This window comes from Shewanella sp. SM95, assembly GCF_025653595.1.
Taxonomy (GTDB): domain Bacteria; phylum Pseudomonadota; class Gammaproteobacteria; order Enterobacterales; family Shewanellaceae; genus Shewanella; species Shewanella oncorhynchi.
Map to the genome: position 1 here is coordinate 530,384 of NZ_JAKKSE010000002.1, position 24,907 is coordinate 555,290.

At 45.3% G+C, this 24,907-nt stretch carries 17 protein-coding genes; 8 read left to right on the forward strand and 9 right to left on the reverse strand.

Annotation, left to right across the window (positions count from 1 at the left end):
* Window positions 1-110 precede the first annotated feature (110 nt).
* Together L5M29_RS05155 and motY are read right to left on the reverse strand one after the other, a co-directional pair.
* Window positions 111-2,294: a prolyl oligopeptidase family serine peptidase gene (locus tag L5M29_RS05155; RefSeq protein ID WP_173496538.1), complete on the reverse strand. Its 2,184-nt coding sequence runs from the start codon at window positions 2,292-2,294 to the stop codon at window positions 111-113.
* 760 nt (window positions 2,295-3,054) lie between these two features.
* Window positions 3,055-3,924, reverse strand: coding sequence for a flagellar protein MotY (gene motY, locus L5M29_RS05160; protein WP_113938782.1), 870 nt, complete (start codon window positions 3,922-3,924; stop codon window positions 3,055-3,057).
* Between the two features lie 141 nt (window positions 3,925-4,065).
* Here motY and rnt point away from each other — a divergent pair, with 141 nt between their 5' ends.
* Window positions 4,066-4,734: a ribonuclease T gene (gene rnt / locus L5M29_RS05165; RefSeq protein WP_113938783.1), complete on the forward strand. Its 669-nt coding sequence runs from the start codon at window positions 4,066-4,068 to the stop codon at window positions 4,732-4,734.
* 101 nt (window positions 4,735-4,835) lie between these two features.
* Here rnt and L5M29_RS05170 read toward each other — a convergent pair whose 3' ends face one another.
* Window positions 4,836-5,441 (reverse strand): peroxiredoxin C, encoded by a 606-nt coding sequence (locus L5M29_RS05170; RefSeq protein ID WP_006081247.1) that lies wholly within the window; start codon window positions 5,439-5,441, stop codon window positions 4,836-4,838.
* A gap of 385 nt (window positions 5,442-5,826) precedes the next feature.
* Here L5M29_RS05170 and L5M29_RS05175 point away from each other — a divergent pair, with 385 nt between their 5' ends.
* The gene (locus L5M29_RS05175; protein WP_028760354.1) at window positions 5,827-7,146 is read left to right on the forward strand and encodes a Na+/H+ antiporter family protein; all 1,320 of its coding nucleotides are present in this window, start codon (window positions 5,827-5,829) and stop codon (window positions 7,144-7,146) included.
* A 152-nt stretch (window positions 7,147-7,298) separates the two neighbouring features.
* On the opposite strand, the gene L5M29_RS05180 is transcribed toward L5M29_RS05175, so the two are convergent.
* Both L5M29_RS05180 and upp read right to left on the reverse strand, forming a co-directional pair.
* Window positions 7,299-8,705 (reverse strand): GGDEF domain-containing protein, encoded by a 1,407-nt coding sequence (locus tag L5M29_RS05180; RefSeq protein WP_173496536.1) that lies wholly within the window; start codon window positions 8,703-8,705, stop codon window positions 7,299-7,301.
* 253 nt (window positions 8,706-8,958) lie between these two features.
* Entirely contained in the window at window positions 8,959-9,585 is a 627-nt protein-coding gene (gene upp, locus L5M29_RS05185) for a uracil phosphoribosyltransferase (RefSeq protein ID WP_011789711.1), read from the reverse strand.
* A gap of 330 nt (window positions 9,586-9,915) precedes the next feature.
* Here upp and purM point away from each other — a divergent pair, with 330 nt between their 5' ends.
* From purM to asnB, 5 genes are all read left to right on the forward strand, one after another.
* Window positions 9,916-10,953 (forward strand): phosphoribosylformylglycinamidine cyclo-ligase, encoded by a 1,038-nt coding sequence (gene purM, locus L5M29_RS05190; RefSeq protein ID WP_113938786.1) that lies wholly within the window; start codon window positions 9,916-9,918, stop codon window positions 10,951-10,953.
* Complete coding sequence (gene purN / locus L5M29_RS05195) at window positions 10,953-11,597, forward strand: phosphoribosylglycinamide formyltransferase (protein ID WP_028760357.1); 645 nt, start codon at window positions 10,953-10,955, stop codon at window positions 11,595-11,597. The genes purM and purN overlap by 1 nt, the downstream gene beginning before the upstream one ends.
* A gap of 157 nt (window positions 11,598-11,754) precedes the next feature.
* Window positions 11,755-12,501 carry an HAD-IIA family hydrolase gene (locus L5M29_RS05200; protein ID WP_028760358.1) on the forward strand — a complete coding sequence of 249 codons (747 nt, stop codon included), beginning with the start codon at window positions 11,755-11,757 and terminating at the stop codon, window positions 12,499-12,501.
* A gap of 242 nt (window positions 12,502-12,743) precedes the next feature.
* Window positions 12,744-14,420 carry a M28 family metallopeptidase gene (locus L5M29_RS05205; RefSeq protein ID WP_263166554.1) on the forward strand — a complete coding sequence of 559 codons (1,677 nt, stop codon included), beginning with the start codon at window positions 12,744-12,746 and terminating at the stop codon, window positions 14,418-14,420.
* Window positions 14,421-15,020: 600 nt separating this feature from the next.
* Window positions 15,021-16,685, forward strand: a complete 1,665-nt coding sequence (gene asnB, locus L5M29_RS05210) for an asparagine synthase B (protein WP_105252850.1) — start codon at window positions 15,021-15,023, stop codon at window positions 16,683-16,685.
* 192 nt (window positions 16,686-16,877) lie between these two features.
* On the opposite strand, the gene L5M29_RS05215 is transcribed toward asnB, so the two are convergent.
* The 3 genes from L5M29_RS05215 to L5M29_RS05225 all read right to left on the reverse strand — a co-directional run bounded on the left by L5M29_RS05215 (window position 16,878) and on the right by L5M29_RS05225 (window position 22,645).
* Window positions 16,878-17,978, reverse strand: coding sequence for a patatin family protein (locus L5M29_RS05215; RefSeq protein ID WP_263166555.1), 1,101 nt, complete (start codon window positions 17,976-17,978; stop codon window positions 16,878-16,880).
* A gap of 243 nt (window positions 17,979-18,221) precedes the next feature.
* Window positions 18,222-20,468, reverse strand: a complete 2,247-nt coding sequence (locus L5M29_RS05220) for a TonB-dependent siderophore receptor (protein WP_263166582.1) — start codon at window positions 20,466-20,468, stop codon at window positions 18,222-18,224.
* Window positions 20,469-20,854: 386 nt separating this feature from the next.
* Window positions 20,855-22,645: an acyl-CoA dehydrogenase C-terminal domain-containing protein gene (locus L5M29_RS05225; RefSeq protein ID WP_263166584.1), complete on the reverse strand. Its 1,791-nt coding sequence runs from the start codon at window positions 22,643-22,645 to the stop codon at window positions 20,855-20,857.
* Window positions 22,646-22,891: 246 nt separating this feature from the next.
* Between L5M29_RS05225 and L5M29_RS05230 the strand changes: the two genes are divergently transcribed.
* On the forward strand, window positions 22,892-23,740 hold the full coding sequence (locus L5M29_RS05230; RefSeq protein ID WP_263166557.1) for a D-hexose-6-phosphate mutarotase: 849 nt from the start codon (window positions 22,892-22,894) through the stop codon (window positions 23,738-23,740).
* A gap of 182 nt (window positions 23,741-23,922) precedes the next feature.
* Here L5M29_RS05230 and L5M29_RS05235 read toward each other — a convergent pair whose 3' ends face one another.
* Window positions 23,923-24,798, reverse strand: a complete 876-nt coding sequence (locus L5M29_RS05235; protein WP_263166558.1) for an NAD(P)-dependent oxidoreductase — start codon at window positions 24,796-24,798, stop codon at window positions 23,923-23,925.
* Between the last annotated feature and the right edge of the window lie 109 nt (window positions 24,799-24,907).

Here is a 24,907-nt window from a genome sequence, read left to right on the forward strand (position 1 = left end):
TGTGAATGACCCGATGAAGATATAGATAGGAATAGCGCGGGTTTCAGATGAATAGGGGCAATTGTAAAAGAGAATGGGGTCAAACGACCCCATTTTATTAACATAGTTAGTTATTTTGCGATAGCTTGTGGCAAGGTTAAGCCAAAACTCTGCCACAAGAAACTGTAGATGTCGGCAAATTCGTCGATCTTCATCGCCGTGGGCTTACCCGCTCCATGACCAGCATTTGACTCGATACGCATAATGACTGGTTTATTGCCCTGCTGTTTCTCCTGCAGCATGGCCGCAAACTTGAAACTGTGTAATGGCACAACACGATCATCATGATCCGCTGTCATTACCATAGTCGCAGGATAAGCTTGCGCTTTTACATTGTGATAGGGCGAATAAGCCAATAGCGCAGGGAATTGCTCTGCTTTATCGGCACTACCGTATTCACTCGTCCAAGCCCAACCAATAGTGAACTTGTGAAAACGCAGCATATCCAACACGCCCACGGCAGGTAATACGGCAGCAAAAAGTTCAGGACGTTGAGTCACAGCAGCGCCCATCAACAGACCACCATTACTGCGGCCATAGGCACCGAGTTTAGAGCTGTTGGTATATTTTTCGCTTACCAGATATTCAGCAGCAGCAAAATAGTCATCAAACACATTTTGCTTTTTGTCGAACATCCCCGCTTGATGCCAGCTTTCGCCATACTCAGCACCGCCACGTAAACTCGGCACGGCATAAATGCCACCCATGTCTAACCAAGCGATATTGGCAGGGCTAAAACGTGGTGTCATCGAAATGGCAAAACCACCATAGGCATAAAGTAATGTCGGATTTTGGCCGTTTTTCACTAAGCCCTTTTTATAGGAGAGCATCATAGGCACACGCGTACCGTCTTTGCTGCTATAGAAAACCTGTTCAGAAACATAGTCATCGGGATTAAACGAGACTTTGGGTTTAGCAATGACGGTTGAACCGCCAGTTTTAAAATCAAACTTATAGGTGGTTTCAGGCTGAATATAACTATTGAACACATAATAGAAATAATCTTTGCTGGCTTTACCAAAAGGCCCTGCCACATTGCCAAGACCAGGCAATGTCACATCTTGACGCTTCTGACCACCCATACTGTAAATCGATAATTGACCTAACACATCATGTAAATAACTCACCACTAAATGGTCATTAATAATGGCGACATTATTAATCGGATCTTTAGACTCAGGAATAATCGTTTGCCATTGCGATTTATCACTATTGCGGGTGTCAATCGCAATCACTTTACCATTAGGCGCCTCTAAATCGGTTTTGAAATAAAACACTGAACCATCATTACCGAGAAACTCATATTCAGCTTCTAATTTGAGGATCAATTCCACCACTTGGGATTTAGGCTCAAATAACGATTTATAGAAGAAACGATTACGCTTATCCGTACCTTGAGAAATCGACAGTAATAAGTATTCACCTTTCTCAGAGACATCAATACCAAAGCCCCAATCTTTATTCTGTGGACGCTCATAAATCAATAGATCTTGATGTTGGTCTGTGCCTAATTTGTGGTAATACACTTTTTGGTTAAAATTAACGTCAGCTAAGACATCCCCCCCTGCAGGGGCATCATAACGGGCGTAGAACACACCTTGGTTTTCTTTATCCCACACTGCGCTAGAAAATTTAATCCATTTCAGTTCATCGGCCAGTTTCTTACCGGTTGCAATATCAACGAACTGCCATTGTTGCCAATCTGAGCCAGAATTTGAAACGCCATAGGCTAAAATTTTACCGTCATTACTCACTGCCACGCCGGATAAGGCAACAGTGCCATCCGCAGACAGTTTATTTGGGTCAAGAACAGGCTTTTCAACACCATCTAAACCTTTAACATACAAAACCGATTGTGCCTGTAGGCCATCATTGCGGTAGTAAAATTGATTGTCGCCGTTTTCAAACGGAGCAGAGACTTTTTCGTAATTCCAAAGTTCTGTAATACGTTCGACCACAGCTTGTTTATTGGGGATCTTAGCGAGGTAGGCTTGACCAAAGTCTTGTTGTTCTTTTACCCACTCTTCAGTTTCAGGTGTATTGGCCTCCAGATGACGATAAGGGTCGGCCACCGCAACACCATGAATGGTTTCGACGAGGTCATCTTTTTCAGTGACAGGGTAAACGAGTTTAGTTGCGCTTGCCTGCTCAGTCGAATTTTGCTCAGGTGCATTGCCACTTTGGCAGGCACCGAGTGCCATCCCCAATGTGGCCACTAACAAACCTTGCTTTGCAAGGCGAAATCTTAATGCCATCGTGTTGTCGTCCTTCTTATGGTTTCGGGCTTAAGGCCTTTTCAGCAAGTACTATACAAGCAAAAAAAATCATGGCAATGGCGTAACTTAATATGAAGTTTTTTAAGCTGTATCGTGAATTTAACAAAATAGCAGCAAGGATAAACTTATTGAAGTGTATTATTATGCATTAATAGTGAGTTATAAGTTATTAATCAAGGTAAATAGTGACTTAAGTGATATAAATCACCTTTGTAGCCATTAGAATTACTAATGTTTATGGGCAATTTTTCTCGTTTGTTTTACAACGGGTTTCCCAATAGAATGTGCTTGTTTTCAGGAGATAACTGCTTGCAGATATCGAAAACAAAGAACTTTTAAACTGGTGTGTTCCCAACACTTCAGTTTCTTTTCTGGTTCTTATGCTTGACTTCCTTCCTTCAATTTGTTGATTGCAAATGCATTATTTTTGCGGCCCGCTTAGTTTAAGCGGGCTTTTTTTTAGCATTTCAAACACAATCCTGATTATTGCAACGGCCAAGTTTTATACTTCATCTATATTACTCGTACTTATCCCACTCTCGCTTTCTGCAGTACTTGTTGAGGTGGATATGTCATCACTACAAATTAAAAAATCTCATTATTTTTACCCATACGCGCAAATTGAGCGAATCATTCGATTAAAGTGGCATACTGCCTGAACTCTCCTTCTTTTAAAAACGACAATGCCAAGTCATAAACTTGGCATTGGAAAACACTTAAAACCTAGGTAAAACAAACACTACAAAGGTTTACTGATCCGTATAACAACACGACGGTTACGCGCCCTTTCATCCATATCATCATTGGAAGCCACGTGACGACGCTCACCATGCCCAAATGTGACAATACGATCTTGAGGAATACCACTGGCAACAAAGAACTCTTTTACCGACGCTGCTCGTGTATCCGACACTTTCTGGTTTACTGAACGGCCACCATAGCTGTCGGTATATGCATCCACCAGCACTAACTCTACCAAGGGATCATAGGCTAAATATTCTTGCACCCGAGACAGTTGTTGCTGGGAGAAACGAGTTAAATCGGTTCCGCCTTCATCGTAATTTAATACAGTAAAAGCGATATCTTCAAAGCTATAGGGCAATAAATGCGCTAGACAAGCTTTAAACTCAGTATATTTACGGCCAAAATTAGCTGAAGACAAACCCACAGCTATCTTATTCGACTCGTTATACCAATCAGCATAGTAAAACGTTGGTTCCATACCGCGACTCAACTCTGCCAACATAGACCAAGCTGCACGCTTAGGCACTTCACCGTTAAAGTACTTTTGATAATGTAATGAAGTGATCTCTTTTGATACCACACCAGGACGCCACTGCGGCGCGCGGCTAATTAATTTCGCCTGCGTCACTTGATCAGGTTTTACCCACATGTCTAAGGTAAAAGTCATATTCTGCTGTTTACCCGCTTCACTGGTAAAAATCGCTTTACCGTAAGAAGGAATATCATGCTCAAGGCGACAGACGATGGGAGTATTTTCACTCACTCGCCACTGGGAATCACTTAAAGAGGCGACATAATGGCGCAACTCTGCCATTGCAGTTGCTGGAACGCATAAAATTGATACTAATATCAGTTTTCGCCACATAGCCTTTACTCATGTTTAATCGGTTACATGGCTTTATCGGCAAACTATTTAGTTCCTTTAGCTCATAAAACCACCAATCAAGCATGACACACCCCAACACATTTAGCATAATAGCGCCCTGTGAATTTTCTTGAGTACTTTATGAGTGACATTTGCGACGCGAACAAATTGAAATACCGATTTCGAGGCTACTTTCCCGTAGTCATTGATGTCGAAACTGCGGGCTTCAACTCTCAAACCGATGCGTTGCTAGAAATTGCCGTCACCCTACTAAAAATGGACAATGAAGGTGTGATAGGAATCGATAAAACCCTACACTTCCACATTGAGCCCTTTGAAGGCGCAAATTTAGAACCCGAAGCGTTAGCATTCAACGGTATTGATCCCACTAATCCGTTACGGGGAGCAGTGAGCGAGAAAGAAGCCTTTTTAGAAATCTTTAAAGCCGTGAAGAAAGCCCAAAAAGCCTCCGACTGCCATCGCAGTATCATAGTGGCGCACAATGCGGCATTCGATCATGGTTTTGTGAGTAAGGCGATAGAACGTTGCGACTTAAAACGCTCGCCGTTTCATCCTTTTGCCACCTTTGACACAGCTACGCTTGCCGGACTCGCCATTGGTCATACCGTACTTGCCAAGGCATGCATTATGGCGGGTATTCCCTTCGATAATAAAGAAGCCCATTCGGCGCTATATGATACCGAACGTACCGCGGAGCTTTTTTGTCACATAGTGAATCGTTGGAAATCATTAGGTGGCTGGCCGTTACTGGCCGTGGATGCGCAGGATGCAAGTGGTACTGAGGCATAAATTTAGCGGTTCTCACTAGATCTTAAGCCATTTAAAAACAAAAAAGCTGCCATTGGCAGCTTTTTTCATTTAACAGGCGACTGTGATTAGAAAAGTACTAATTACAGTGAGCTTGCGTTTTCAGACAGGTAAGCAGCAACACCTTCAGTGCTTGCATTCATACCTTTATCGCCTTTTTCCCAGCCAGCAGGACAAACATCACCGTGCTCTTCATGGAATTGCAGTGCATCGATCATACGTAGCATTTCATCAACGTTACGGCCTAATGGCAGATCGTTAACGACTTGGTGACGAACCATGCCTTCTTTGTCGATCAAGAATGAACCACGGAAAGCCACACCCGCTTCTGGATGCTCAACATCGTATGCTTTACAGATTTCATGTTTAACGTCAGCCACTAGCGTGTATTTAACTTGGCCAATACCGCCTTTTTCAACTGGGGTGTTACGCCATGCATTGTGGGTAAACTGAGAATCGATAGACACACCAATCACTTCTACGCCACGCTTAGTGAACTCTTCCATACGGTGATCAAAAGCGATCAACTCTGATGGGCAAACGAAAGTGAAGTCAAGTGGATAGAAGAATACGACGGCTGGTTTGCCTTTGATGGCTGCAGTCAAGTTAAAGCTATCAACGATTTCGCCAGAACCTAATACAGCTGCAGCAGTAAAATCAGGAGCCTGACGGCCTACTAATACGCTCATTTTATATCTCCATCTATGAGTTGAACTAAGTGTAAGGCAAGATGCCTTCTAGCCAGTATGTTCTCAACCTAGGTCAAGTTAAATCCTTACTGATTAAAAGGTGTTCTTACCAATCAAATCCTTAGGCATTATAAGTCGTGTGCTGTGCCTTACAACCTATTTAAGACCAATATCACATTTTTCAAGGGTATTTCCGTTTTACCTGACTAAGGATAGAGCAATCAGTGTACCGAGTGTGCGGAGCAATCCACATTCAGCTAACAGACAAAAACCAGCATGATCACATTTTCAGATATTTTTCCGATAACGCCTCGGCAAACTGGACATCCACTGCCTTTGCAGTCGAAAATAGCTCCTTTGGCTTAAAGAATTAAGAAAATTGATAATGAATGCAGTCGTAATTGCAGTGTGCTTAATGTTAGCACTCAGTTTAGCTAGGGTGAATGTGGTTATTGCCCTGACCGTGAGCGCCCTCGTGGCGGGATTGGTAGGCGGAATGGATCTGCACCAAACTATAGATGCCTTTAATACAGGCTTAGGTGGCGGCGCACAAATTGCGCTCAGTTATGCATTATTAGGTGCTTTCGCTGTCGCACTATCGCATTCAGGCTTAACGACGCTGATTTCTAGAAGCATCATTAGTAGCCTTGGACAAGATCCTAATCCCACAAACACTAACTGGGTACGCTGGTTACTGCTGTTATCGCTACTCGTTATGTCGATGGCTTCACAGAATATTTTACCGATCCATATCGCCTTCATTCCGATTTTAGTGCCACCACTATTACATGTGATGACCAAACTGAACATCGACCGCCGCCTTGTGGCTTGTGTTCTAACCTTCGGCCTAGTCACCACCTATATGATTTTACCGATTGGTTTTGGTGGCATTTTCTTAAATGATATTCTGCTTTCCAACTTAACCAGCAATGGCTTAGCCGCTGCTCGCGAGCAAATTCCGCCAGCCATGTTAATTCCAGCGGCGGGTATGGTCGTAGGGTTACTCACAGCAGTATTCATCAGTTACCGTAAACCTCGGACTTACGACGAGGCAAAAGTGTTGGTCGCTGAACCTGAAGAAAATCTCAACAAACGCAATATCATCATTGCTGCACTAGCAATATTAGCCACTCTCGTCGTACAACTCGAAACTGACTCTATGATTTTTGGTGCCTTAGTCGGCTTCATGATTTTCAGTTTTTCGGGTGCCTTGAAGCATGTCGCCGACCAAGATATCTTCAACCAAGGTGTGCGAATGATGGCCAATATCGGCTTTATCATGATTTCAGCCGCAGGCTTTGCCGCTGTAGTGAAAGAAACTGGTGAAGTAGGTACGCTTGTGGCCTCGCTTAGTGAGATTATTGGTAACAATAAAGCCCTCGCAGCCTTCTTAATGCTACTGGTTGGTCTACTGATCACGATGGGAATTGGGTCGTCTTTCTCCACCATTCCAATTATCGCGACGATATATGTACCATTGGCATTAAGTTTTGGTTTTTCAGTAGCGGCCACAATCGCGTTAGTTGGCACTGCCGCCGCGCTGGGTGATGCGGGCTCGCCAGCATCAGATTCCACCTTAGGTCCCACTGCAGGTTTGAATGCCGATGGTCAACACGATCACATTCGTGACAGCGTGATACCAACATTTATCCACTACAATATTCCACTATTAGTGTTTGGTTGGATTGCAGCCATGGTGTTGTAAGTGTTATCGCAGATGTTTACATTACCGTATTAGAAAGTAACAACAGCGCGGCATTCTCCGCGCTGTTTTTTATCTCGGGTATTCACTTTATTGCGGGCAGCTGGTTAACTCAGTGATTCACTCGATAACTCACGTAATAATGAACGTGATAATTAAGGTGTCGGGTCAAGTTTGCGACTTCCTTGCTTATTCTTTTTATCCTCATATAACGCTTTATCCGCCGCTTGTAGCACTGCCTCAAAGGAAGCATAATCTTGCGAATCAGCCACACCACAAGAGACTGTCAGCACATTTAAAAACTGCCGCTCTGCGACCGCCTGACGTAAATGTTCAGCCAACAATAAGGCCCGTTCAAAAGTACAATTAGCCAAGATGACGACAAACTCATCACCGCCGGTTCTGATTAACAAATCATTTTCTCGAAATACACTGCGCATCGCATCAACAATTTGCATGATCGCCATATCCCCGAGTTTATGCCCATAGGTATCATTAATGGTTTTGATTTTGTCGCCATCCACGCAGATCACCGCATAATGCCCCTTAGTCGCGACATCAAACAGTGTGGTCTCATAGACTTTCTTATTATAGGTTCGAGTAAAAGCATCCAATAACATCGCTTCACTAAACCGTTGGCGCTCAGTATGAAGTTTCCTAAAACGATTGATATTTATTTGAACAAAGAAGATCACGATAGATAACAAAAACCACAGGGGTAAATTCCACACAATGAAACGAAATATACTGATTTTATATGTCAGTGAAGTCATGTTATCTAAATGATTTGTCATCGAATAAAACAAGAACTCCGGCGTCAGTTCAGCCCAAAGGCTATCTGTCGTGATCACCAACTCAGTACCATAATCCGTTTTCTGCAATTCAACATGTTTATTACGCATAAAAACCGACGTCATTAGGGCCGTGTCGGCAATAACATCACCGATGAAATGATTAGGATCATTAGATGATGAAATCGGTGATGCCATCGATAAAATGACTTTCCCACTGACTTCATCTTGATAAGGAATGGATAATACGATTCCATCGGCTAAGGACTCTGGGGTCGCGTCTTTCGCGCAATAGTGCAGACTCTGACAAAACTCATTCGTTGAAGTACGGTCTTTAATCAGCCGCGCTTTTACGTCCTCAGGAATTGGGGTGGCAAAATACATGGCATCACTGCGATAAAGTCCCACATACAGGAATATATCTTCGGCATTGGTCTTTTTACTGGAATAGAGATAATCAAAGTAGCGTAAGACTTGTTCTTCTTCTGCGGAAAGCACTCCCCCTTGCGGCAGCATTAATCTGGAAGGGTCAAGTTGAAAAAGCGCTAAAGAGGATTTATTGAAATCAATAATATCGTGCAGAGATAAGCTTTTACCGAGCAGTTCAATATAACTCGGTGTAAGTTGCTCATTTTTTACAAAAGACACAAAGGATTTATGCTCTCTATCGATTTTAATCGGTAATAGAATAAGTAGGAGTACGACAAACAAGAGGGTCGCAAATTCAAATGATCGACGCAATAATAACCAGTTGAGAGCCGAATTTCCCATAATTCCTCTTAATCCCTGTTCTACTGACAATGTACCTTGCACAAAACGTAAACTGCGATCAATAACATTGCAAAATAAGCCAATAAAAACAACTTCAATAGATAATTATTATTTAGCTTATTCTAAACTTTAGCAGCTTAAGATAAAGTTGTTATTTCTGTATTGAACAAAAACAAAAAGGGAGCCTAGGCTCCCTTACTGACCACATCCGCTCAATTGAGCATCAGCAACTCAGATTATTTAGCAACTTTGGCTATTTAGTACCAAAGATTTTATCGCCCGCATCACCAAGACCAGGCAGGATATAACCTTTCTCGTTTAAGCATCTATCGATAGCGGCAGTATATAATTCGATATCCGGATGCGCCGCTTCTAAGGCTTTAATGCCTTCAGGCGCAGCCACTAGCACTAAGGCCTTAATTGAAGTACAACCGCGCTTTTTCAATAAATCGACGGTCGCAATCATAGAACCACCTGTCGCCAACATAGGGTCGACAACTAAAGCGATACGCTCGTTCATGTCGCTGGCCAGCTTCTCAAAATAAGGCACTGGCTCAAGGGTCTCTTCATCACGGTAAATACCGACAACTGAGATACGCGCACTTGGAATGTGCTCGAGTACGCCGTCCATCATACCCAAACCCGCACGTAAAATTGGCACGACAGTGACTTTTTTACCTTTGATTTGATCGACCTCAACCGGACCATTCCAGCCTTCAATCGTCACCGTTTCAGTTTCGAAATCTGCGGTAGCTTCATAGGTTAATAAACTACCCACTTCGGCGGCTAGTTCACGGAAACGTTTAGTGCTAATGTCACCTTCGCGCATTAAACCGATTTTGTGACGCACTAAAGGATGTTTAACCTCGACAACTTTCATTTTTCTCTCCTGCTTATTTTTCGGCGTATTATTTTAGGCAAATTTTTCAGATTCTAGTTGATTTGTTTACTAGGTAAAACAGAAAGTTTTGCCATTCGGTCTAATCGTGAGCTATCTCGCAAGAATAATCCCCAATCGTCTAAGATACCTACTGTGATTTACTATTTTGTGACCAAACTCAAGACCTCTAAAAATAGAATATCTCGCATTCAGACCAAAAAAACTCCGCCGAGGGGCATAAATCCAAATCATGACTTTCGACCCCTAGCACAAGCTGGTAGAATACCGCCGCATAAAATCCAATAACGATGTACCCGAGAGGATCCCTCCGTGAGCACACCTACCCCACTGAGCTATAAAGATGCCGGCGTTGATATTGATGCAGGTAATGCACTGGTAAGTAACATTAAAGCAGCCGTTAAACGTACCCGTCGTCCAGAAGTTATGGGCAACTTAGGTGGTTTTGGCGCCCTGTGTGAAATCCCCACTAAATACAAACAACCGGTTTTAGTGTCTGGCACCGATGGTGTTGGGACTAAATTACGTTTAGCTATCGACTATAAAAAACATGACACTGTCGGCATAGACTTAGTCGCCATGTGTGTGAACGATCTGATCGTTCAAGGCGCTGAGCCACTGTTTTTCCTCGATTACTACGCAACAGGCAAGCTCGATGTTGAAACGGCAACGTCCGTTGTCAACGGCATCGGCGAAGGTTGTTTCCAATCTGGTTGTGCGTTAATTGGCGGTGAAACCGCTGAAATGCCAGGCATGTATGAAGGTGAAGATTACGACCTAGCGGGTTTCTGCGTGGGTGTAGTTGAAAAAGCCGACATTATTGACGGTAGCAAAGTGGCAGCGGGTGATGCGCTTATTGCATTAGCCTCAAGCGGCCCTCATTCAAATGGTTACTCTTTAGTACGTAAAGTATTAGAAGTGAGCCAAGCAGACCCTCAACAAGATCTCAACGGCAAACCGCTGATTGAACATCTACTTGAGCCAACCAAAATTTACGTAAAATCATTGCTCAAACTGATTGAAGCATCTGATGTCCATGCGATGGCGCACATTACTGGCGGCGGCTTCTGGGAAAACATCCCACGCGTACTGCCAGATAATTTAAAAGCGGTTATCCAAGGCGATTCATGGCAATGGCCCGCTGTTTTCAGTTGGTTAATGGAAAATGGCAACATTGCAGAATACGAAATGTATCGCACCTTCAACTGTGGCGTCGGCATGTTAGTCGCGCTGCCAGCCGATAAAGTGGATGCAGCACTTGCATTACTGGCTGCAGAAGGCGAACAAGCATGGCTTATCGGTGCTATCGCACATCGTGAAGGCAATGAAGAGCAAGTGGAGATCCTGTAATGCCCCAGAGCTGTCGTGTAGTTGTATTAATTTCCGGAAATGGCAGTAACCTGCAAGCGGTTATCGACGGTTGCGACGATAATCTGCAGGCCGAAGTTGTCGGAGTCATCAGTAATAAACCTGATGCCTATGGCCTAGTGCGCGCCCATCATGGCGAAATTGATACCAGCTGCGTGATAGCTCACCAAGGTGAATCTCGCTCTGAATACGATGCACGTTTAATGACAGTGATTGAAAAGTATCAGCCCGATTTAATCGTGCTGGCGGGATTTATGCGGATCTTAACCGATGATTTCGTGAATCATTACCTAGGTCGCATGATCAATATTCATCCTTCGCTGCTACCTAAATACACAGGCTTAAACACCCATCAACGTGCCATAGACGCAAACGATAGCGAACATGGTGCCAGCGTGCATTTTGTCACGCCAGAGCTGGATGCTGGCCCAGTGATATTACAGGCCAAAGTGCCTGTTTATGAAGACGATACGGCTGATATGCTCGCCGCCCGCGTGCATGAGCAAGAACATGCTATTTATCCGCTCGTGGTGAAATGGTTTAGTCAGCAACGTCTTAACATGCAAAATGGCCAAGCCTATCTCGATGGCAACCTTATCGGCCCAAGCGGTTACGCGCCTGATTAGTTTCGCTTTAAAGCAATGGTAGCGAGATCACAAATGGAGACCTTAGGGTCTCTATTTTTTTAACTATTTTCCACAAAAGCATTGTTTTCTGGGGCAATGTGGCATTAGATAACTTAACGAAAAGTGATTTTTGCTCGGCATGACAAGAGACTATTAGATGAAAAATATTATCTGCGATATCGATGGTGTACTACTGCACGACAATAAACTGATCCCCGGCAGCGACAAATTTATCCAGCGCATTTTAGAGCAAGGCAATCCGTTAGTGATATTGACTAACTATCCCGTACAAACGGGTAAGGATCTGCAAAACCGTTTAAGTGCCGCCGGTATTGATATTCCTGAAGAATGCTTTTACACCTCAGCCATGGCCACCGCCGACTTTTTAAAACACCAAGAAGGCAGCAAGGCCTATGTCATTGGCGAAGGCGCCCTCACCCACGAACTCTACAAAGCAGGCTTTACCATTACCGATATTAACCCCGATTTTGTGATTGTCGGTGAAACCCGCTCCTACAACTGGGAAATGATCCATAAAGCGGCAGGCTTCATCGCACGCGGCGCGCGCTTTATTGCCACTAACCCCGATACTCACGGTCCAGCCTACAGCCCTGCTTGTGGTGCACTCTGCTCACCCATCGAACGTATTACCGGTAAGAAACCTTTCTACGTGGGCAAACCGAGTGCTTGGATTATTCGCTCTGCACTTAATCATATTGATGGACACTCGGAAGACACTGTCATCATAGGCGACAATATGCGTACCGATATTTTGGCGGGCTTCCAAGCAGGGCTTGAAACCATTCTGGTCACTAGCGGCGTGAGTAAACTTGAAGATATCGACAAAGAACCCTTCCGCCCGAACCATGTGTTTGCCTGCGCTGGCGATATCGACGTTGTTTAAACAATTATCTAAACCTTTGTCTAACCCTGCGTAGCCAGTCATCCTTGCCAGTCGCTTAAACATTACCTATGCAACACGCCTCGCCCAAAGGCGTATTGCATAGGGTAAAGCAACATTAAGTAACATATTCGCCTTCTTCTCAGCCTTGTGGCTCACAGCGGCTTGCTTCATGATAAGTCTCGCTTCTGATTGATTAACAGAAATCTAAAATACCTTAATTAAAACAACAGTAGGATTAACCTATGCGACGTCTGTATCCCCTCTGTGCGTTGGCCATGCTCAGTGCCTGTAGTCCGAATGCATCACAGCCTGATGGCAACAGCACTTTGGCTGAACTCAAACCAGTGCAGTTTAATGAAGCGCGCTTTAGAAATGATATTAAAGCCCTGTCATCCGATGAATTTGAAGGTCGTGCGCCCACCACTCACGGTGAAAAACTCACCTTGGATTATTTGACCAAAGCCTTTACAGAGATGGGACTCAAGGGTGCTTACCAAGGCAGCTTTTTACAACCAGTGCCTATGGTGAGTTATACCGCAGATGAAGCGCAGCAAGTTACGCTGGCAGGATTACCCTTTAAATACCGAAAAGATCTAGTGCTCAGCAGTCGCCACGATAACGGTGGTATTAGTATTGAGAACGCACCATTAGTCTTCGTCGGCTATGGGGTGAACGCCCCTGAATATGGTTGGAATGATTACCAAGATCTCGACATGAAAGGCAAAATCGCGGTGATCTTAGTGAACGATCCCGGCTTTGCTCGCCCTGACTCGGGGAAATTCAACGGCAAAGCCATGACCTATTACGGCCGTTGGAGCTACAAATTTGAAGAGGCCAGTCGTCAAGGCGCACTCGGCGCACTGATTATCCATGATACCGAGCCCGCCTCTTACCCTTGGTCCGTGATAGAAAATAGTTGGACTGGACCACAGCAAGATCTGGTCCTCAGTAAAGCAGAACAAGATAGCCGTATCCAAGTCGAAGGCTGGCTTACATTGGACGCGGCTACGCAACTGTTCGATAAAGCCGGTTTATCACTGCCTAATTTAATGGCGCGCGCCGCCGACAGCTCAATCAATTTACCCCTTGAACAAACGGCCAACATCGCCTTTAAAAATAAAGCCGAATACGCGAATAGCTACAATGTGGTCGCCACACTCCCCGGCAGCACACAAGCCGACGAGCAAATCTTGTTTACCGCCCATTGGGATCACATAGGTAAAGACGAGACGAAAACAGGCGATAAAATTTATAACGGCGCCATGGATAATGCCTCAGGCACTGCCGGCATTCTCGAAATCGCCAGACAATTAGCCGACAATGCCAAACAAGGCCATGGTTTAGCGCGCTCGGTCACCTTTATTGCCACCACAGGTGAAGAACAGGGCTTACTCGGTTCACGCTATTACGCCGCCAATCCACTTTATCCTATCGACAAAACCGTGGCAGTGTTAAACCTCGACAGCACTAATATCTATGGCAAAACCAATGACTTTACCATCGTCGGCAAAGGTAAATCTGAGTTAGAAACTTATCTTATCGATGCGGCGAAACAACAAAACCGCATCGCCATGGGTGAGAAAAATCCCGCTTCGGGCGGTTTCTTCCGTTCAGATCATTTCAGCTTTGCCAAACTGGGCGTGCCAGCGGTATTTGCCGGCGGCGGTAGCAACCCCGTTGATGAAGCCACGGCTGCTTATAAAACCCAGATGCAAGCTACAATGAAAGGCTGTTATCACAATGTCTGCGATGAATATCGTGAAGATTGGGATTTAAGCGGCGCGCTGCAAGACTTGCAAATCTACTACCAAGTCACGCGCACATTGGGCAACAGTAAAGATTGGCCGGGATACTATCAAGGCACAGAATTCAATAGCCTGCGCCCAGCCAAAACGACGCTTGTAACGGACGCAAAATAACAGGCTAAGTCAGTGGCTTCTTGCGAGAGACAGTTGGGTTAGTCGTCTCTTATTGACGCCTGCTAGTAGAACCTGCGAAATAAAGCGCCAGCTGAATAAAGCGTCTCCTCCACCAGCCAAAGCGCCAAACAAGACCTACAAGCACGTGAACCATTCACGTGCTTTTTTTGTTTTCAGCTCACAAACAATGCCGTTATCGCGAAATATCCATCCTGCCACACAATTCTGAATAGTCTTATGCCATTGGTTGATGTCAAACTCGGCGCATTAATTGATTAAAAATAAAACACTTAAACGGTGCAACTCATTGTTTAAGGTCTTTTTTAGCGGTTTTTCTATCATCGATACTTTTTTAAAACACATTGTGAATTCCCCAAAACCCCCCATGCCAAATCAGATAATAAAAACAAATCATCAAAAATAATGCAAATTAAATGAATTATTCTCAAATAAAATCATTAAGCATAAACATCTAAATCAACAAAAACACCAATAAACAGATAAAACGTCAAAAATAGTGTTTGGCAAATACCTAAATTGCTGGCACATTAAACCTCAATTGAGACATCCTCAAATGACAGACAGTGTGGGAGTTGTACTATGTGTTCAATCTTTTCGATTTTAGATATCCAATCTGATGCCAAAGAACTGCGCCAAGTCGCGCTAGAAATGTCTAAGCTAATGCGCCACCGTGGCCCTGACTGGTCAGGTATTTATGCCAGTGATAAGGCAATTCTTGCCCACGAACGTTTAGCGATTGTTGACATTGAACACGGTGCTCAGCCACTGCTGACTGAAGATGGCAGTTTGATCCTCGCGGTCAACGGCGAAATCTATAACCACAAAGAATTGAAAGCCCAGTTAGGCGATAAGTACAGCTATCAAACCAACTCTGACTGCGAAGTGATCTTGGCGCTGTATCAAGAATACGGCACTGAATTTCTTGATAAATTAAACGGTATCTTCGCCTTTGTGTTATATGACAAAGCCCAAGATAGATACCTTATCGGCCGCGATCACATGGGTATCATCCCGCTATACACAGGCCGTGACGCTGCGGGTAACTTCTATGTTGCCTCCGAAATGAAAGCCTTGATGCCAGTGTGTAAAACGGTAGAGGAATTCTTACCGGGCCAATACTTATACTCAAGCGATGCCGCCGCAGTGAAATACTACACCCGCGATTGGCAAAGCTATGATGCGGTTAAAGATAACCCAGCCAGCCAAGAAGAATTGCGTGACGCATTAGAAGCAGCGGTCAAACGTCAATTAATGTCAGACGTGCCCTATGGTGTGTTGCTGTCGGGCGGCTTAGATTCATCGATCATTTCCGCCGTGACGCAAACCTTTGCTAAACGCCGCATTGAAGACGATGGCGAAACCAACGCTTGGTGGCCACAGTTACATTCCTTTGCCGTCGGCCTTGAAGGTGCGCCGGATTTAATCGCCGCCAAAAAGGTCGCCGAAGCGATTGGTACGATTCACCATGAGATCCATTTCACCTTCCAAGAAGGCTTAGATGCGATTAAAGAAGTGATCTATCACTTAGAAACCTACGATGTCACCACCATACGAGCTGCCACGCCAATGTATTTAATGGCGCGTAAAATCAAAGCGATGGGCATTAAGATGGTGTTATCGGGTGAAGGTGCTGACGAGCTATTTGGCGGCTATTTATACTTCCATAAAGCGCCAAACGCACAGGCATTCCACGAGGAGTTAGTCCGCAAACTCGATAAACTGCATCTGTTCGATTGTCTGCGAGCCAACAAAGCCATGGCCGCTTGGGGATTAGAAGCTCGCGTGCCCTTCCTCGATAAAGAGTTTATGGATGTGGCGATGCGCATCAACCCTGAAGCGAAAATGTCTAAGGATGGCCGTATTGAGAAACACATTCTGCGTAAAGCCTTTGAGCATAAATTGCCAAAAGAAGTGGCATGGCGTCAAAAGGAACAATTCAGTGACGGTGTGGGCTACTCTTGGATTGACGGTTTGAAAGAACAAGCGGCAGCGCGGGTGGATGATTTACAATTGGCAAACGCGAAATTCCGTTTCCCATACAACACGCCAGAAACCAAAGAAGCCTATTTCTATCGCTGCTTCTTTGAGGAACATTATCCACTGAGCGGCGCTGCAGAAACGGTTCCAGGCGGTAAATCCGTCGCCTGTTCAACGCCAGAAGCATTGGCTTGGGACGAAAGCTTACGTGGCATTATCGACCCATCGGGCCGAGCAGTCCGCTCAGTGCACACCTCAAGTTATTAATAGCCTAACGTTGAAGAACTAGGTTAGTAAACTGAGCTGATGAGCTAGATTAATCATATAAATTAATTAGATTGATAAACTGGTTAAAACTGCAAACCACAAGCGCCACCCTAGGGTGGCGCTTGTATTTTAATGCTTTTTACTTTTATTGCTTACTCACGTACAAAATGGTGACTTAGCTAAAATACCAAACTAGGCCGACAACGCACTGAATGGCTTGATTTGAGAGTGAGTTTGAGTGTGGGTTTGAGTGTGAGCGTTGGTTTGCACTTGAGTTTGAAAATAAGCATTACTCTGCGTCAACGCCATCGGATCTAGGCTTAAAAACTGCTTTCCAGCACTCAGCCCCGCATGATAATCATGGCGTAAATCCGCATCGGTACTGCCCAGCAATTTACTTTGCAAATTTTCAGCAGCAAAAATCTGCACTATCTCCACATCCTCTGGCGGATTAGCGATGAAATCCAATTCATCCTGATAGGCTTGTTCGTGCTGCACTAAGTAATCTATGGTTTTCGGACAAAAGCCAGAAACACAAATCCAAGATTTTAATTTGTGAACCCAAGCCGATTGCGCCTGAAAATCCTCGCTCACAGTACGGATCACCACAATTTTGCGGGCACCACGACGATAGGCCTCACGCACAGGTAAAGGCGCTGCTAAACCGCCGTCGAGATAAAAATCACTATCAATACCTTCGCTTAATGCTGTGCCGTGACCAGAGGCGCTATGATTAGCCGCGCCGTTATTACAGGCGTTGTCACTCAGCCAAGGCGTGAGTTTCACCCCTTGTTTATATAAAAATGGTAATGCGCTAGAAGCTTTTAGCAATTCGCGCCACTGGCCTTTACTGCTTGGACTTAAAAAATAACCTTTGCGATCACTGGCATTAGTGGTGGTGATCAGTAACTGCCGATGACCGAGTGAGGCTGTCGCCGCGTTAAGATCTAATTTAAACATCCCTTGTCGCGTCTGCTCAAAATACCAATCTAAATCGACTACATTGCCGCCGACTAACCCGCGACCGAGTCGATAGAAGCGTTTATGGCGCGATAAACCGCGGATTAAGCGTTTGGCATAACCCTTTTGGCGGGCCAAAAAACTACTGAGATTCTGTGAACCTGCTGAGGTACCGATAAACAAATCAAAGGGATCGAATCCGCCATCAAGCCAGGCATCGAGCACGCCTGCGGTGAATATACCCCGCTGACCACCACCTTCTGCAATCAGGGCCACCAGTGGGCTAGCGTTAGATTGAGTGTCTTTGGAGGCTAAGTGGCTGACGGCGTGCATAGGGAAACCTTATCGAATAATTCATATAAGGCGAGTCTAAACAAGCTGAATCAGAAAGGATAACGGATAGAAACTATCATCTTAATAGGTAAACACTATTAAGATGATAAGTCACACAAGGTTAATCCATGCTCAAGGCACGAATACAGACAGAGAGCTACGGCGGTTATTCGCACAAGATTAACCCATTCGCTCCAGCTTGCTTATCATCCTTAACGAACAAGCTATTTTTACATCAATGCATTAAAACTTATGACTCAGTTCAAGCGTGATATTACGCGGCTCACCAGGGAAATGGCCATTACGCTCGCTAAAACCACTGACGGCATATTCTTTATCAAAGATATTTTTAAGATTTAAGCGAACTTGAGTTTGATCCCACTGGGTCGTCCAGCTCATGTCAAAAATCGTATGGGGCTTCACCGTTTGGCCATCGAGGCTGAACTGCTCGCCCACATAGTCCATACCAAAAGCAATCGCCGAATCGAGTGCATTGATATCGTAACGGGTCCATATCCCTGCTTGATGGCGCGGCGCATTGGCAAAGTGCTTACTATCAAACGTATTAGTTAAACTGTCGTTCGTTACCCCTTTAACCACTTCGGTCTCGTTATAGGCATAGTTTGCCGTGACGGTCAGGTTATCGGTTAAATCCCCCACCAGCGTCCATTCAAGGCCTTGACTGTGTACTTCACCCAAATTAAGTAAAGCGGGAATACCATCGTCATCGCCAGTATCTAAAGGGTTAGCTTGGGCGACATTTTGTTTTTCAATGCGATACACAGCAAGCGTGGTCATAAACTGGCCATCAAGCCATTCATTTTTCATCCCAAGTTCAATTTGATTGCCCGTTTCTGGATCGAGGAAACCGTCACCAATATCTTCTGCTTGATTGGTTAAAGATGCTGGATTGAAGCTCTCTGAGTAATTCAAATAAAAGGACATTGAATCGATTGGACGATAATTAAGCCCTGCTCTTGGCGTTATCGCGTTATCGCTGAAGGAGAACCCGGTATTTTTATCATAATCATCAAACTGGCTAAAACGCAGACCGGCAATTAATGACCACTGTTCATTAAAGTGCAGATGTTCCTGTACATAAATGCCGTAACGGTTAGCGCGGGTACCATCGGTATTTTTATCCTTCAAGTTGTAACTATTAGGGTCGGTATCACCATAGTTAAGGTCAAAAATATTCAAGTTACCAACACCATCCTTATCAGTCGCCAATTTGTACTGATATTCAGTTTCGACATAGTGATAGTCGCCGCCGAACAGGAATTCATGTTCAAAACCTAAAGCATCGAATGCATAGACAAAATCATTGGTTAAACTAATTTCATCATTAGCCCGTGCTTGAACTCGGTATTCACGCTTAATGGTGCCATCACCCATAATGGGCTTTTTATTGGCATCTAAGGTCGCCCAACCTCTCGATTCATGATATTGCTGCGTGGAATCATTATTCAGATAACGGATCTGAGTCTTGACCGAGAAATTATCGGTAAATTGATGATCGAGAATCGATTGCAGCACCAGTGCATCCATCTTCTGGAAGTCACTCTTCTCATTGGCATTATAGGATGGCGCAACCAGGAAGTTACCGTCATTATCGACAGGAACGCCGCGCAATCGATTGCCACCTAAATCCTGCTTAATAATATCGAAAGTGGTAGTGAGCTTAGTATCATCACTGATTTCGTAGAGTAACCCACCCGCCACTTCGGCATTTTGGCTATCGGCATTATTTCGAAAGCTATCTTCCTGCTGATAATAGGCGCCAAAGCGATAGGCAAGATTTTGGGTTAAGCCACCGGTGAAATCCAGCGAGCCGCCCATCATATCCTCGCTGCCCGTACTTAAGGTCAGCTCTTTACTCTCGACAAAGGTTGGTTTTTTAGTGACATAGTTGATCATGCCGCCGGGTTCACCGCCGCCATAAAGTGCGGATGCAGGACCTTTTAACACTTCAACCCGCTGCACGTTAAAGAGTTGCGGCACAGAAAATCCCGAATAGGGATCGCCCCTTACCCCATCATAAAAAACGTTGGCATCGTCGCGGAAACCGCGAAAGGTCACGCCCGAATAACTAAACTCACTCACGCCCGCGATAGAGCGGTATAAATCGGTAATATTGCGCGCCGCTTGGTCGACGATTAACTGCTCGGTCAGCACTTGCACCGACTGCGGCAATTCCATCACATTAATCGCCGTCTTAGTGCCAACTGTCGTTTCTTTATCGACGTACATTTGCATTGCACGGCCATGGACAGCAATACGCTCAGGTGCTGCGAGTGTTATCTCCCCATCGGCTGCGGATTGAGTCGATGCAGGACTGGGGACTGGTGAGCTCGTAGACAAGGTCTGCTGTGGAGCCTCTTTATCGAGTACGGTTTCAGCGGCAAATGCCGACTGATGTTGAGCGAGTGCAAGTGCGATTAATGAGTAGGCGAAACGAGTCTTCACAGAATGTCCCCAGCGCGAGCGCATAAAAATGGCATAAACCAAAGGGTTTACAAATGTATTCAAACGAATTGGCCGTCATTATAAAGAATGATTTACGAATGACAATAATTATCATTTGAATTTACATAAATGTGAAATCTGTTAGGTAAATAGCTAGCGTCAGCTCACAAAACCCTTGTTGTGTTTGGTTATGACTAAAACGAAAAGAGCGTCAGTAGCACGGACCTTAGATAGAAGTTTTAATGTGGGACAAGCAAGAGACTCACAGTATCGAGCTCAATACTGGCGTGGAACCTAAGAATGAAAACAAGTTAAAGATTTAAACTATACAAAAATAAAAACCAGTGACAATGCGCTGGTTTTTGAGCTGTTCTTAAGCAAAGGCTTCACTCAGCCTATAAGGTGAATGCTTAAAAGATTGCTTCATCCAATTGCGTTAGCATTTCACTCGCCTGCTCGATTTGCTTACGCAGACTGCGACCTTGCACCGCCCAGTAAGCCATGTAGAAATCAGCAGTTTTCAATTTAGCTTGGTAAAATGCAGTTTCTTCAGTGCCCTGCTCCAGCGTCACTAATGCCACCGCGGCACTTCTGGCCCACATCCACGCCAGTGCAGTCACTCCGAATAACTCCAGATATGCCATGGAGGCTGCGCCGATAATGTCTGGATTGGTCGCAGCATGGGTCGCTAAATAACCGCTAGCCTTTTGTAAATCACCCGCACAATCCATTAAACCACTCACGTAAGGTTGCATCGCCGCATTGGTGCTATGCGACTTAATAAACTCAGTCACTAACGCCGACCATTGCTGCATCGCCGCCCCGCGGTCGCTAAGCAGCTTACGCCCCACTAAATCCAATGCCTGAATACCGTTAGTGCCTTCATAAATCAGTGCAATACGGCTATCACGCACAAATTGCTCCATACCCCACTCGTGAATATAACCATGTCCGCCAAACACTTGCTGTGCATCGACACAGGCATTAAAACCACGGTTAGTGATAAAACCTTTCACCACTGGCGTGAACAGTGCCGCTAATTGGGAGGCAACTTTGGCTTTGGCGGGATCGGTATGACGCTCAGCTTCATCGAGCCACAAAGCTTGTTGTCCAACTAAGGCTCTTGCGCCTTCATTAAAGGCTTTTTGCGACAGCAACATGCGGCGCACATCGCCATGAACCAAAATCGGATCGGCGGCTTTTTCTGGGGATTTTGCACCGCTTAAGGCGCGGCTCTGTAATCTGTCTTTGGCATAGGCCAGCGCATTTTGATAGGCGATTTCAGACACGCCTAGCCCTTGCACGCCAACCCCTAAACGCGCTTGGTTCATCATAGTAAACATGGCTCGCAGTCCTTGGTGCGGCTCGCCGACAAGCTCACCCAATGCACCTTCAAATACCATAACACAGGTTGAGTTACCGTGAATGCCCATCTTATGTTCAAGGCCACTGGCATATAAAGTGTTCGGTGCGCCTAAGCTACCATCGCCATTCACTAATACTTTAGGCACGGCGAACAAAGATATGCCCTTCACGCCTTCAGGTGCATCGGGCAAACGGGCTAATACGAGGTGCACTATGTTGTCGGTGAGTTGGTGCTCGCCTGAGGAGATAAAAATCTTCTCGCCAGTAATGGCAAAAACGCCTTCGGATACTGGCACGGCTTTCGTGCGTAATAAGGCTAAATCAGTCCCCGCGTGGGACTCGGTCAAATTCATGGTCCCAGTCCATTCACCGCTAACCAGTTTACTCAAATATTTTTGCTTGAGCGCATCACTGCCGTGGGCATGGATGGCGGCATAGGCGCCATGGGTCAAACCGGGATACATGGCAAAGGCCATGTTGGTTGCCGTTTGTATCTCAGTGGCAAAAATCCCCACGACTTCTGGCAGGCCTTGGCCGCCATATTCAGGATCGCAGGTCAGCGTCGGCCAGCCATTATCAACAAACTGCTGATAGGCATTATCAAATCCTTCCGGGGTAATCACCTTGCCATCTACCAACTTACAGCCTTGCAGATCGCCGACACTATTGAGCGGTAACATCACTTCAGTACTAAAGTCGGCCATACCTTGCAGGATCGCATCGACAAGATCTGGATCGATTTCATCGAACCCCTTGAGAGCATCTTGCTGATAAATATGTAACATTTCATTGAGGATAAATTGATAGTCGCGCAGCGGCGCTTGATAAACTGGCATAATCGCTTCCCTTTTCTTGTTAGACTGCAACTCAACTAAGTGATCTGACCACTTTGGTGCTCTGACCACTTTAGCTAAATCTGCCGAAAAAGAAAGCACCTCAGTATCTGCCACAGACTTTTGTTTACACAAACGAACAGCGAAACCGTAAATTGATCGCAACAAAGCCTTATGTTATCGCGGAAAACTTTGTAAGCTAACTGCCTGTTTTTCTGATATGTCAGCAGAGTTAAGGATATTGTTACTATGGGTTCTGTCACTACTAAAAAGCACGCCAACGGGCTCGATTATGTCGAAGTGAATACGGCGTTATGTCAGGCAAGAATTTTTTTGCAGGGCGCGCAAATAGACTATTTTCAACCCGTAGGCAAACCACCTTTGCTGTGGGTTTCATCGGCTGACGATTATCAACCCGGTAATGGGATCCGTGGCGGAGTACCCGTATGCTGGCCTTGGTTTGGCATGAGTAGTGAAGCGAACTTTCCCCAACACGGTTTCGCCCGTACCCGAATTTGGGCGCTGGAATCGGTAGAAATGCGTAATCAGTTAGTGGATTTACGTTTTAGCTTAAAAATCAGTGAGCAAGATAAAATCTATTGGCCGCATAACACTGAGGTCAGCGTGTTATTCACCCTCAGCGACACCCTAAGCATTAGTCTTGTGAATACCAACTTAGGTACTGAACCCGTTACACTTACCCAAGCGTTGCACAGCTATTTCCCGATTGAGGATATCCACCAACTCAAAGCCAGCGGTTTTAGTGGGTCAAAATACATCGAATTTGCACAAGGGCCTTATCCGCAAACCACGGATGAAGTGCTGTTTAATCGCGAGACAGATCGTGTCTATACCGATCTCGGCCCAGTGCAGTTATTGCATACGCCGCAGGGGATAATCGAAGTCAGCCGCGAGAACAGCCAATCAGCGGTATTATGGAACCCATGGATTGAAAAGTCACAACGCCTGGGCCGATTTAATCCAGAGGATTATCTGACCATGGTCTGCCTAGAAGCGGCCAATGTATTAGAAGATAAAGTCGTGCTTGCTCCAGGTGAAACCCACAGTTTAGTGACCCATATTCGCTGGAAAGACTAACGATTAAATATCCTAGCACTTAATGTCCTAGTCAAAAAACGATACACACAAAAATGCCCAGTCCTATTTGCCAACGCAATCGGGACTGGGCATTTTTATCATTGCAAAACCTATCACTGCGAAACCAGAGTTTTATCACTACGAAACCTAAGTTTTTATAACGATGAAACTTAAGGTAAAACTTATTTCGCCGTTTTTTCTAAGCGCGCCAACAAGCTAGACGTATCCCAACGGTTACCGCCCATGCCCTGCACTTCTGAATAAAATTGATCGACTAACGCGGTTAAAGGCAAGTGTGAACCGTTGCGGCGGGCTTCTTCTAAGGCGATTCCTAAGTCTTTACGCATCCAATCGACGGCAAAACCAAAATCATAGCTCTGGCCCCACATGGTTTTATAGCGATTTTCCATCTGCCAGCTTTGCGCCGCGCCTTTGCTGATCACTTCAATGACTTTCTCGCCATCGAGTCCCGCTTTACGGGCAAATTGCAGCGCTTCCGCCAAACCTTGCACCACACCCGCGATACAAATTTGGTTCACCATCTTAGTTAACTGACCTGCACCAACCTCACCTAAACGTTCGGCGCAGCGGGCAAAGGCTTCAATCACGGGTTTAACACGCTCAAATACCGCTTCATCGCCGCCGACCATCACAGTCAAGGCGCCATTTTCAGCGCCCGCTTGACCGCCAGACACGGGCGCATCGAGGAAATCAATGCCCTTTTCCGCTAACACTTGATGAAGCTCACGAGCGACATCGGTCGAAGCCGTAGTATGGTCAACCAGCACAGTGCCCTTTTCCATCCCATGAATAACGCCATCACTGCCTAATACCACTTCACGCAGGTCGTTATCATTGCCCACGCAAGTAAACACAATATCTTGACCCTCTGCCGCTTCCTTTGGTGTTGGACAGCAGCGGCCACCATAGGTGTCGACCCAAGTTTGCGCCTTGGCAAAAGTACGATTATAAACAGTGACCTCATGGCCTTTGTTCAGTAAATGCCTCGCCATGGGATATCCCATTACGCCTAAACCAATAAATGCGACTTTTGCCATGAGCTGATCCTTAAATAGATAAACAAAATGAATCGATTCAAAATAGTGGCCGCAGTTTAACATTCATCAACGGTAACGTCAGAATGAAATCGGAGCGAGTGATAAACGC

Excerpts from the sequence above, each read along its gene's own strand:
- L5M29_RS05220 (WP_263166582.1), bottom strand. The coding sequence starts at position 20,468 with ATGCGCTCGCGCTGGGGACATTCTGTGAAGACTCGTTTCGCCTACTCA.
- L5M29_RS05155 (WP_173496538.1), bottom strand. The coding sequence starts at position 2,294 with ATGGCATTAAGATTTCGCCTTGCAAAGCAAGGTTTGTTAGTGGCCACA.
- asnB (WP_105252850.1), top strand. The coding sequence starts at position 15,021 with ATGTGTTCAATCTTTTCGATTTTAGATATCCAATCTGATGCCAAAGAA.
- L5M29_RS05205 (WP_263166554.1), top strand. The coding sequence starts at position 12,744 with ATGCGACGTCTGTATCCCCTCTGTGCGTTGGCCATGCTCAGTGCCTGT.
- L5M29_RS05215 (WP_263166555.1), bottom strand. The coding sequence starts at position 17,978 with ATGCACGCCGTCAGCCACTTAGCCTCCAAAGACACTCAATCTAACGCT.
- L5M29_RS05200 (WP_028760358.1), top strand. The coding sequence starts at position 11,755 with ATGAAAAATATTATCTGCGATATCGATGGTGTACTACTGCACGACAAT.
- L5M29_RS05180 (WP_173496536.1), bottom strand. The coding sequence starts at position 8,705 with ATGGGAAATTCGGCTCTCAACTGGTTATTATTGCGTCGATCATTTGAA.
- upp (WP_011789711.1), bottom strand. The coding sequence starts at position 9,585 with ATGAAAGTTGTCGAGGTTAAACATCCTTTAGTGCGTCACAAAATCGGT.
- L5M29_RS05225 (WP_263166584.1), bottom strand. The coding sequence starts at position 22,645 with ATGCCAGTTTATCAAGCGCCGCTGCGCGACTATCAATTTATCCTCAAT.
- L5M29_RS05235 (WP_263166558.1), bottom strand. The coding sequence starts at position 24,798 with ATGGCAAAAGTCGCATTTATTGGTTTAGGCGTAATGGGATATCCCATG.
- L5M29_RS05230 (WP_263166557.1), top strand. The coding sequence starts at position 22,892 with ATGGGTTCTGTCACTACTAAAAAGCACGCCAACGGGCTCGATTATGTC.
- rnt (WP_113938783.1), top strand. The coding sequence starts at position 4,066 with ATGAGTGACATTTGCGACGCGAACAAATTGAAATACCGATTTCGAGGC.
- L5M29_RS05170 (WP_006081247.1), bottom strand. The coding sequence starts at position 5,441 with ATGAGCGTATTAGTAGGCCGTCAGGCTCCTGATTTTACTGCTGCAGCT.
- purN (WP_028760357.1), top strand. The coding sequence starts at position 10,953 with ATGCCCCAGAGCTGTCGTGTAGTTGTATTAATTTCCGGAAATGGCAGT.
- motY (WP_113938782.1), bottom strand. The coding sequence starts at position 3,924 with ATGTGGCGAAAACTGATATTAGTATCAATTTTATGCGTTCCAGCAACT.
- L5M29_RS05175 (WP_028760354.1), top strand. The coding sequence starts at position 5,827 with ATGAATGCAGTCGTAATTGCAGTGTGCTTAATGTTAGCACTCAGTTTA.